Origin of the sequence: Gelidibacter pelagius (assembly GCF_017581925.1) — a bacterium.
Taxonomy (GTDB): Bacteria; Bacteroidota; Bacteroidia; order Flavobacteriales; family Flavobacteriaceae; genus Gelidibacter; species Gelidibacter pelagius.
Map to the genome: position 1 here is coordinate 17776 of NZ_JAGEVG010000031.1, position 11030 is coordinate 28805.

The following is an 11030-nucleotide window of genomic DNA, read 5'->3' on the forward strand; positions in this document are numbered from 1 at the left end:
CTATCAAAATGCTTGAATCATGTTAATTAGATCTTACAACAAAGATTTTATGGCATCAATCAAAGTAATGTCCTCAACAAACCAGTTTACCACTGGGTTTCCTATAAAGAAAAATGGCCCTATATAATCTAAACCTTCTCGTATCCTAAATATGATAACAAAGATTATCGAGCCGCTTAAAAGTAATTTAATTGCCCTATTCATCCTTATCCTTTGATTTAGAAGAAACAAGAACGCAGTTAAAACAATTAAATTTGACAGTACAACAAAACGACCTCCTGAAGGAATGTTAGAGGCCAAATTACTAAATGATGCGAAAAACAAACCAAGTGTGAAAATAACATTAAAATAATCATCTGTTATTTTCCTCTTATTTCTTGAATAGTAATAATACATTAAAATGGTAATTGCTAAGATGCTGTACCTTGATAAATGACGAGCCAAAATTACATGGAATGCAAATTGCTCTTTGGCCTCACTAACCCTCTCAACATAATCTTCATTTAAATAACTTCCCTTTTTCTCCAAAAACTCAGGTGCTTGCTCAAAGTAACTTCTGAAGATATCTAAATCTAATTCGCCTAAAAAAAAAGTAAAGAGAAAGGCAGCAAAAAAAAGAATTGTTTTATTTTTATATGGGATAATAACATACAAAATATACACAACCAAGGCAATAATCAAAGAAAAATGAATAAACATTGGTAACACTAAATAAAACCAACCTTTTTTATCTTTTTCTAAATGTAAAACAACCAATCCATAGAAAAAACAACCTACCGCTGTCCACATACGTACGCCGTTAATCAACCAAATTGGATTGGTAAATGCCAGAAACAAAAAGGTCAATAAAACAAGACCTTTAAGCGGTATTTGAATATGTGATCGGATAAGTAATAAGCTTTTAAACCAAAAATATCCAAATACTAGTGCGAAAAATGCAAATAGCACTTTAACATTATCAGTAAATAAACTAATAAACCAGGTGACTAATGGTTGATAAATATCGAGCTTTGTTCCCTCCTCGTTATAAAAATCACCTATTACCTCAAACAAAGAAATATTTTGTCGATGATATTGCAATAATTGTAATGCGTATCGCTCAGAATCTGCACCAGTAGTTGAAACAACAAAGGATAAGCCGAAAAAGAACGACAAGAACAAATACGGATAGATCCTTCGGTTTTGTTTGAAGTTTTTAAACAAGTAAATTGCACTCACAAATGGATTAAATATCCATAAAGCCAGAAAAATCTTCTTATCTACCTGTGCCAAATTAACATAGTTTTAAAAATGCCTTTGCAACGTTTTCTATTTTATACTGATCAGGATTTTCAATTTTTAAAGCACTTGAATAATCACCTGTTAAAAACTCTTCTACCGGTTTCTGCTCAAAATCAAAACTATTGACACTCAAGACGGGTTTTTTGATAATCACATAATCAATAATCTTACTTGGTATTTGCTTCTCGCCTGCATTTTCGAAGTTGACCATAAAGTCTAATTTACTCAATTCAAAGAGCAACTCTTTTCTTGGCATGTATTCTTTAATTTCAATACGTCCATTAGACCTATCAGCATACGCTTGTACGAGGCTGCGTTGTTGCGTATAGATATCAAACTTATAAGGATGCGGATAATTCACTAAAAACTCCAAAAAATCTTTTGGATCTCTTCGTCCTTGTATTAAGCCTCCCGCATACGCAAAATGAGGAATTTCATTTTTAACATAATGCGCTAACTTGACTTCATCAAAATTAAAACCCTGCGGGATTACTTTTATTTTATCATGAAATTCCGGGTAATATGCATTAATGGCAGTAGCTATTGGAATAGTTAAATAATCTACCTTTCTGCAAAACCATTTTTCGACATACTTAAAATAAAAAGCTGGTTTGAAAGTATCATTTTCTTGACCCATAAAAGGATCGCCACAATCTGCAATCCAAGTTTTTGCTAGATTGTTTTTCTTTCTCCAGACTGCAGCCACCCCCCAGTGAATGGGATAAGGAACTGCAATGGAAATCAGTAAATCATAATGTTCTTTATTTCTTTTCTTCTTTTGCAAAGCGCTTTTGATCATAAAGTATAGTTCTATACTTGGGTATTCAAACAATACTTGCAGCCCTCTTCGTAAACCTCTTTTGAATATTAAGGCTATTCCTTTTCCTGTAAGATTAACATCTTTCCTCTTAGGCTGGCCTAGATCCTGAATGGTCAAATTATGCTCCTGTTCAAAAACGGTGTGCTCAGGTCTTTTAGGAGTCAATACCGTTACCGCATGTCCTTGCCGTGACAGCTCCTTGGCTAATTCAGTGGTTCTGAAAGAGCGAGGGGAATTCATTGGGTAAAAAGAACGAGAGACAATTAATATTTTCTTCATCAGATATTATTTAACTATAGAAGCCCAGACTTTCCAGACCAGACTTTCCAAATAAGTTTTATATAATTAAAACTTCAAATTATTTTTATTAGTTCGTAATATATATAATGAGGCAGATAGACGCTCTCTCAAATAACACAGAGGAGACTTTTTGTTTTTAATTAAGTCCGGTATAATTTTTAACGTTCCACCAATGGCTTTAGGAATTGCCTTGATGCCATTTATGCGCGCATCGTATGCCCCTGTGACACTAACTAGACGTTTGTCAAACTTTTTATATTTCTTAACGGAACTTTCATAGGGGTGTTCCACAACGTAATCTGGAAAAAACCACACGTTTAAATCCTTTCTCAAACAGTCTAAAACAAAAATACTTTCATCAGAACCTATTAATAGTGGCTGTCCTGCACCAAATCGCTCATCGAAAAGGATGTATTTATCCTTTATACTATTAATTTTAATCGCAATTTCTATTGTGCCCACTGAGAAGGGCAGTTTATTAAGCTTCTCTATTTCCGTCGGATACTTTTTGTATTCTGGAAATCCAGCTGGTGTTTTTATTTTGAACAATGCGACATCTAAATCTTTATTCGATTGAAAGGTCTTGATTACTGTATCGAAATATTCAGGTGTGTATGTGACGTCATCGTCAGAAAATAAAGCAATATCACCAGAAGCTAACTGTATGGCATGATTTCGAGATTTTGTCACACCTTGTCCAGGTATGTGAGAAACAATGACATCGTCTCTTGTTAAAGCCTTAGGAATATTCTTATATTTAGCATCTCTATATTGGTGTGAGACAATGTAAGTTACACCCTTTCTCTTAGGTAGAATAACATTTTCGACGTTGGTTATTCCTTCATCAATAGTTGAGATTAAAATATCAAGTTTCATGAACTATAAATTCAAATTAAGTGCAGCCTTCAGATATCTGAGCGATTCTTCTTTTTGTTGATCAAGCTTCTTTGAGACCGCTGTGTAATCTATAGGAGGATTATTTAATTCCACAGAAAGATCATTTTTGCTATACATTCGGTTTTCCAAGCCTAACATCTTTAATAAACTTTCTATTCTCGAAACCCCTTTTCTTTCATTAATTACACAGATAAATTCTTTTTGAAAAATAATAGAGAAAATAACGCAATGGTATGAGTCTGTTATAACTATCTCTGCATTTTTTATTCCTTGTAACCATTCACCAACTTCATTATATCTGAAAAAATTATAATTCAAGATCTTTAAAGTCTCACTATATATGTTTTTAGTTGCTAATCCTTTCTGCTCTTGCACTTTTTTCGGGATCATCCCTTCACCTTTTATATCATCTAAAAGATATAATCCAATGTATTTCGGTTGATTTTTGATTTTTTTGCCTGTGTCCTTAATGATCATATTATAATCATCTTGATTGAGTAAAAAAGTTGGATCCAAAACATGGGTTGCATTTACATTAAACTCATTCTCACATATTTTAATTCCTGAATCTTCTCTAACCGAAACAGCCTTAAATCTTTTTAACAAATTAGATATTTTTGCAGTATCCTTTTCAGTGCCTTCCCATATATGGGTTCCAAAACTTGCTGCATATGAAATCTTATCTTTATCGTCATCTACAAAATCGAAGAAATACCGATACAATCTATCTTTTGCCATTACAGGCCGCCAAATTTGGTCACTACCTGCATAAAAAGTATCAAAAAAGGCGTTTTGCTTTTTACAATCCTCATAAGTGAATAACGGAGTTGTGAACTTCATATAATTCTTTCGGAATTTATCGAACTTTTTGTCTCCTCTTATAGCTTTTAAAATTTTTGATTTCACATTTCTGTTATCTAAACGATCTTCTTTAGGTCTCAAATCAAGCACGGTTGGATCCAAACCTAATTTCTTGAGTAAAAAAACAGAGGCAAAGGTTTGTAAAACAGCCCCATAATTATTTTTTGAATAGTGATAAGTTAAAACACCAATTTTCATAAATTATATATATATTTAATAAATTATTAGTTCTATAGTTTAAAACTATACTTATTTGATTAGGAAAATTTATGTCTTTTTAGTTTATAAGTGATCTTCTATAAAAACATATTCTTATCAAATCTTATTAATTATCTCAATTTGTAGTTTATTCTGGTTATGATACTTAAAATCTTTAAATAATTTCTCATTGCTTTATCAAATTGTACCAATGGCTTGTGTATTTCCAAAATATAAATTCTGTTTTCGTGTAATTCGACTAGCAAATTGTACGGATTTTAAAGAAAAAACTAAATTTTAACAAAAATTTTTCTTTTTTTTTAGGAATAATCCTATGGTTTAGCTTTGACATATTTACCAGTCTAAGTTTCTATTTTTGAATGCGGATTATCATAATTCTATTTTATAGTAATCTTTTTATGCCTCATATCCATAACAATTTTTGTAAGGCAATTCTAAATAATATTCTTTTAATTATGGCTAAGTGGATGTATTTTTAGGGCTAATTTTTAGATGTTATAATTTTATAAAATTTTCACTAATAACTCTTCTTTGTGAAAGTGTGGTTCTAAAGTTATTTTTTAAATCACCTATTGGTATAAAACAAATTATTTTTTCAGATTCAGGCAAATCAATAATTTCAGATAGTTTCTCTTCGTCTTTATAGGTTTTGCCCCAATTGGCAGGACAATTTCCTATTTCGTAATAATGCAAAGCATATAATAAGTTCATTAAATAAACACCCCCATCAATATATAGTTGATTTCTTTCTCCTATTGTATAATAGTATTTACGATCATTGGTTAAAATTAATAACTGACTTACATTTTCTGAATATCCTGTAAATCCGCCTTGAATTTTAAGAGTTTTATCTATTTTCGTTTTATCTTCTAATAAATAAACATTCGAAGCTTGTCTGTTACAAACGGAAGGCGCAGTATTTGCCAGTTCAATTACTTTACTGAGAATATCATGTGTGAATTTTCTTCCAGTAAACTCTCTCACACTTTTTCTTGAATGAGCGAATTTTTTAAATTCTTTATTATTTTCTTTAAAAAACCCCTCTTTTGTCCAATTAATAATACCATTGAAGCAAGTTTGATCATTACTATCTATGACTAATTTATAAAACCTATATTGCTCATGATTAAAAAACTCTTCAATATCATAACCTTTTTCTTGATGCAACTCATAATATTGACACATTATTTGATAACCTACTTTAATTTGGCTTCGACTGATGTTATTGATTATTTCTGGATCCTTTAAAACTTTGTGCAAGTTGTTAATACGATTAGTAGCAAATCCTTTTTTCATATCTTTAAACAACATCCCTTTTTCAAGTGAGTGGTAATTTAATATAAGATCTGCCTCCTTATTTTTTAAACTAGTTTTATGGAATACTATAGAGTGTTTTTTATACAGCTTATAGTCTATAACATAATTAATAATAAAATCAACCCTTATCTTTATATAATGGAAGAGTTTGATATAATATAACCGAGCCAAATCTTTTATTTTATTCATTTTAAACTAAATGTTATTTTTTAAAAAACTTAGTTTTTATAATATTGGTTAGAAACAATCTTTCTTGGTTATTTAGACCCAACACAGAGATAGTTATTGTTGTTGTTAAAAACACGAAGATAACCTGAAATAATAAGTTATATATATTGTCTGCTTTTTCCAATTTAAGATTTGAAAGCAACAACATCATTACAAATGATACTAGTACTATTCTTAAAAGTACTTGTAGAATAAAACTTTTAATGTTTAGTCCAATCATCTTCACTAAGAACAACATTCTAAAAACTAAAGCAATAATTGAATTTCCTATTAACACCCAATAAACATTTATTGGATTATTAGATAAATTGAACACAATCCATGTGATAGGTAGTGTTAAAAATATTAAGCTGCCTATAATTATTTGATACCACTTCATTTTACCAGTTGCATGTGCTCCAATTATTAATGGATTAGAAATGGTTTCAATTATAGCATAAATTAATGCCAATTTTATAAAATCAATTGAATACGGTGGTATTTCCTTTAACCACAAATTCATTACATACTCAATATTATATAAGAAGGGTAAGATTAAGATTAACATTCCAAAAAATGAAAACTTAGCGCTTTTGTAGATCAGATTAAGTGAGGCTTTACTATCTCCTTGAGCATAGTTTTTTATTATCTGTGGATTTAAAGCTATTTGAAAATTTCTAATAAAACCTCCTATAACATTCTGAACAACCAAGGTTAAACTGTATGCGGCATTGGCTACAGGACCGAAAAATAAATTCAGTAAAACATTACTACCTTGTCCACTTGCTATGGCCGCTATACTTCCAAATAAATTCCAACTCGAATAATTTATTAATTCTTTATAATATTCTTTATCATAATAAAATTTATATACGGATTCTTTAAACTTATTCTTACAATATATTTTATAAATAAACCTTATTATAAATGCTATGCAAAATGTTAATATTGCATATAATATTAAACGATCTGAATCCGCTCGTATCAAAATTAAAACGACTAATAGTTTTAATACATTATCTAGAACACTTACATAAGCATATACATTCATATGTTCACGCGCGATTAACAAAGCATTATAAGGGACTTGAACCACATTCAATATTAATGTAAAAACAGAAAATTGATAAACCCAGTGAGCGGCTATAATTCTATCATCAGGAATTTCAAGTTTAGTAAACACAAACCATAATCCAACAGTTTCTGCCATTATCAATATAATTAGCGCTATCAGAAAATGAATATTTAATGTTGCATTAAAAGTTTTTTGCAAGCGATCCAAATCATTTTTACCAATATCAAAGGATAAATATCTTTGACCTGATGAGGCCATGGCGGAATTAAGAAAAGCAAACATTGTTACAATACCCCCAACCAAATTATATATCCCATAATCAACAACGCCCAAGGCATCCAAAACCAAACGAGAAGTATATAATCCAACTCCCATGGATAAGAACATCCTGAAATATAGGAAAAGGGTGTTTTTTGCAATTCTTTTATTTGATGACTGCATTAATAAAATCCTATTGTCTCTGGATAAATGTTTTTTAATTCTGAAATTTTCATAATCTTAATTCTTTTCTATCTGAATTATACATCACATCATCTATATAACAAATGTGTGACGGAATAAATACTTTTTTTTCAAAAACTTTCGAACGAATCCTATAATCAACGTAACTCTAATATCACAAATCGAAATAGAGTATTTCATTTAATTTTAAACATTAAAATTTTTCATATAATTAAAGAGTTTTTCACCCCACAATAATCCAAAACAATTTGTGCGTCAGTAAAAGTTAGGTCTTTAAATTCATTATGTGCTACCAATAATGCCACAGTATCGGCTTTTTTTAGCTTCTACAGTTTTAAAGTCTATAACCTTAAAACTTCTGCACACGTAATTACTATACATATAATCCTTGAATAACTTCCAAAATACGATCGGTAGCTTTGCCGTCCCAAAATTTAGGTATTTCACCTTTTTTATAGGTGCCATTTTGAACACTATCTACATTCTCTAAAATAGTTTCCAATTCAAAATCCAGCAAAGTATTAGAACCTATTTCTGTAGTAATTGGTCGCTCGGTATTTGGTCTCAATGTTAAACAAGGTTTTTGTTTAAAAGTAGTTTCCTCTTGAATCCCACCACTGTCTGTGATTACCATTTTACAATTATGAATTAAGTTCTGAAAACCAAAATAATCCAATGGTCCTATTTTAATTAAATTTGGTATATCTGCAAACTGATCTTTTAATCCAAATTTATTAATATTATTTTGTGTTCTGGGATGCATGGGAAAAACAATCGTATTTGTTTCCCCTAAGTGTTTCAGTAAATTACCCAATTGTGAGAGTCCTTCTTTATTATCTACAGTTGCTGGACGATGAATCGTCATTAAAAGAAAATTGTTTTTTTCTAAGGTATAATCCTCCAATACTTTTTCATTCTGAATGTCATCTTCAAAAGCTACAAGTGTATCGATCATTGTATTGCCAACAAAATGAATCTTATTTTGATCTTTCCCTTCCTTTATTAAATTATCAACGCCACTCTGTTCAGTCACAAAATAATGATCGGTAATTTCATCTACTAAAAGCCTATTAATTTCTTCCGGCATTGTTCTATCAAAACTACGTAGTCCACTTTCTAAATGCGCTAGTGGCACCCCCATTTTATTAGCAGTGATAGCAGCTGCAAGTGTAGAATTGACATCACCAGGCACTATAATAAGTTCTGGCTTAAACTTATTTATGACTTCCTCCAAACGAATAATAATTTCGCCAATTTGGTTATTTGCACTATTCTGAGGGATATTTAATGCGTAATCTGGATAAATATCCAATTGCTTGAAAAAATCATCAGCCATAGCCTTATCAAAATGCTGGCCCGTATGGACAATTTTTATGTCAAATTGATTGTCGAATTTTTCATCCGCAACTTTTTTAAATTGAGTAACCTTTATATAATTTGGTCGGGTACCAACCACTAATAACAATCGTTTCATTTTAGTTTGTTTAAACCTTTTAATTTATCAATACATATAACACCCTGCTCTACTAGATTGTCTCCAAAAACATTCTCAGGAAAAACTCTGCTTTAAGCACGGCTTCGCCCCTATCAGTCACACTCAAAAAAATCAATGCGATGACAATCAGTTTTTTACATAAAACAACAAAACCCTCAAAAAGCGTTTTAAAGGGCTGCAAAACTACAACATTATTAAGAAAATCCCATTTTAATTCGTCATTTGTTTCTGTACTATAAACCACGGGTTCAATAGGTCTTTCTTATTATAGCGCAAAAGATCCTGCGTGTCCCAAGCCACAGCCTCCACCCCAGCTTGCTCACAAATAGCTTGTCCCGCTGCCGTATCCCACTCCATGGTGGGTCCGCATTTTGGGTAACAATCCGCTTGACCTTCCGCTATCAAACAAAACTTTAAGGAACTGCCCTTGGCAACCACCTTGACCGCACCATGTTTTTCACGCAACTGATGGATATACGTTGCCGTGGCCTCAGAAGGATGTGAGCGACTGGCCAAAATGGTAAATATGTTGTTTGTTTTGGAGAGAGGGAGTTTTGCAGCCTTATTTATAAGTGCATCAACATCAAAGTGATTAAGATCTACTTTGACTTTATAGGCGCCAGGGATCGGCCGCTCGTCCGCAAAACGAGCAACTTCAAATTCAACTTCAACTTCAGCTTCAACTTCAATTTCATCTTCCCGCCTTGGCGGCGGATAGGAAAAATATAAATCTCCTGATACGGGAACAAAAATGACCCCCAATACTGGTTTTTGATTTTCAATCAAGGCAATATTGACCGTAAATTCGCCATTGCGCTTAATGAATTCTTTGGTGCCATCAATGGGGTCAACAATCCAAAGTTGTTTCCAATCCTTTCGAATAGCGTATGGGATGGACTGCCCTTCTTCAGATAGTACTGGAATATCCGTAGCACTTAAATGCGCCATAATAACATGGTGCGCAGCAGTATCAGCTTTGGTTAAAGGCGAGTGATCCTCTTTAAGTTCAACTTCAAAATCATCGGAATTGTAAATATCTAAGATGACTTTTCCTGCTTCCAAGGCGGCGGTGATGGCGGTTTTTAAATGTTTGGTCTTCGCAGTATCGCTAAGGACGGGATGAGAGGTGTGAGGCATAAGATATTATGAATTCAGATTTGCGATGGTTTAGTGCTGATTGTTATCGGTTACGCGTAGTGACGACTATTGATTCCAACTAGTACTGAGTTAAAAATTAGCGACTGCCGACGGAAACCTGCCGACTCGCCCGAACATACCATTTCTTGCTGGAATTAGTACAGGCCGACAATACGGGCGGGCTGCCGGGCTGCAAACGTTCCATAAAGGTAGTTTAAATTAATTGAGCCCAGGAGTTTATAGCTTGCTTCTTTTTTATACTTATTGTCTATGTCAGGCGAACGCAGTCGATAGAAGCACTCTCCAAAAGCCCAATCTTCCCTCACCCCTTTAGGGGACGGGGGTCAAGCCAAAAATAAAACAAATCTTGTTAGAAACAAACAAACCCTCCGTCTAAACCTCTCCTCCGTCGACTAAAGGGAGGAGCCACAGGTTTAGTTTTAATAACCCAAGATAATTTCTCAAATAAATACATCAGAATAATTGATGGAGAAATTGGTATACGTTATAAAAGCCAAAATTCAATAAAATCTCATAATGTTGCTCCCCTCTTTAGTTAAGAGGCGACCGAGCGTTAAAAAATAGTCCAGTGGACTATTTTAGCGAAGGGCGAGCTGGCGCGCTGGCTGTATTAAATTTACCGCAGTAAAACGAATGTAAAGAAAGGGGAGTTTGAAAAAGCAAATAAAAGCCAAATCTCACAACCCCTCTTTAGGGGCCGGGGGTCAAGCCACATCTCAAACCCAATCAAGGAGAACAAGAAAGCGTCATTGCTAGCCTGCCTGCCGTCCAAGCAGAGAGCGACGCGGCAAATGCGAAGCATTCACTCCTGCCCGTCTTTAGCCTAAGCGATTGCGGGAATACCTAAATTTAAAAGTAATCAATTGTTAGTAATCTTTAAGTGGTACAGCCAAAACTTTGAGATTGCCGCGTCATTCGTGCCTCATTCCTCGCAATGA

8 protein-coding genes are annotated in these 11030 nt (G+C 32.8%); all 8 read right to left on the reverse strand.

All coding sequences use genetic code 11. The annotated features are described in order from the left end of the window. Positions 1-33 precede the first annotated feature (33 nt). Positions 34-1272, reverse strand: a complete 1239-nt coding sequence (locus tag J4051_RS18060) for an EpsG family protein (RefSeq protein ID WP_208235284.1) — start codon at positions 1270-1272, stop codon at positions 34-36. A 1-nt stretch (position 1273) separates the two neighbouring features. Further along, positions 1274-2380 (reverse strand): glycosyltransferase, encoded by a 1107-nt coding sequence (locus J4051_RS18065; protein ID WP_208235285.1) that lies wholly within the window; start codon positions 2378-2380, stop codon positions 1274-1276. 66 nt (positions 2381-2446) lie between these two features. After that, complete coding sequence (locus tag J4051_RS18070; RefSeq protein WP_208235286.1) at positions 2447-3277, reverse strand: glycosyltransferase family A protein; 831 nt, start codon at positions 3275-3277, stop codon at positions 2447-2449. A gap of 3 nt (positions 3278-3280) precedes the next feature. Then, positions 3281-4357 carry a polysaccharide pyruvyl transferase family protein gene (locus J4051_RS18075; RefSeq protein ID WP_208235287.1) on the reverse strand — a complete coding sequence of 359 codons (1077 nt, stop codon included), beginning with the start codon at positions 4355-4357 and terminating at the stop codon, positions 3281-3283. A gap of 516 nt (positions 4358-4873) precedes the next feature. Continuing rightward, positions 4874-5884, reverse strand: a complete 1011-nt coding sequence (locus J4051_RS18080) for a nitroreductase family protein (RefSeq protein WP_208235288.1) — start codon at positions 5882-5884, stop codon at positions 4874-4876. Positions 5885-5897: 13 nt separating this feature from the next. After that, on the reverse strand, positions 5898-7418 hold the full coding sequence (locus J4051_RS18085; RefSeq protein WP_208235289.1) for an MATE family efflux transporter: 1521 nt from the start codon (positions 7416-7418) through the stop codon (positions 5898-5900). Positions 7419-7812: 394 nt separating this feature from the next. After that, complete coding sequence (gene wecB / locus J4051_RS18090; protein WP_317192744.1) at positions 7813-8895, reverse strand: non-hydrolyzing UDP-N-acetylglucosamine 2-epimerase; 1083 nt, start codon at positions 8893-8895, stop codon at positions 7813-7815. A gap of 249 nt (positions 8896-9144) precedes the next feature. Further along, on the reverse strand, positions 9145-10071 hold the full coding sequence (locus J4051_RS18095; protein WP_208235291.1) for a 3'(2'),5'-bisphosphate nucleotidase CysQ family protein: 927 nt from the start codon (positions 10069-10071) through the stop codon (positions 9145-9147). Positions 10072-11030 lie beyond the last annotated feature (959 nt).

What these genes read in the sequence shown, in the direction of transcription:
- J4051_RS18065 (WP_208235285.1), bottom strand. Translation starts at nt 2,380, where the DNA reads ATGAAGAAAATATTAATTGTCTCTCGTTCTTTTTACCCAATGAATTCC.
- J4051_RS18070 (WP_208235286.1), bottom strand. Translation starts at nt 3,277, where the DNA reads ATGAAACTTGATATTTTAATCTCAACTATTGATGAAGGAATAACCAAC.
- J4051_RS18075 (WP_208235287.1), bottom strand. Translation starts at nt 4,357, where the DNA reads ATGAAAATTGGTGTTTTAACTTATCACTATTCAAAAAATAATTATGGG.
- J4051_RS18080 (WP_208235288.1), bottom strand. Translation starts at nt 5,884, where the DNA reads ATGAATAAAATAAAAGATTTGGCTCGGTTATATTATATCAAACTCTTC.
- J4051_RS18085 (WP_208235289.1), bottom strand. Translation starts at nt 7,418, where the DNA reads ATGCAGTCATCAAATAAAAGAATTGCAAAAAACACCCTTTTCCTATAT.
- J4051_RS18095 (WP_208235291.1), bottom strand. Translation starts at nt 10,071, where the DNA reads ATGCCTCACACCTCTCATCCCGTCCTTAGCGATACTGCGAAGACCAAA.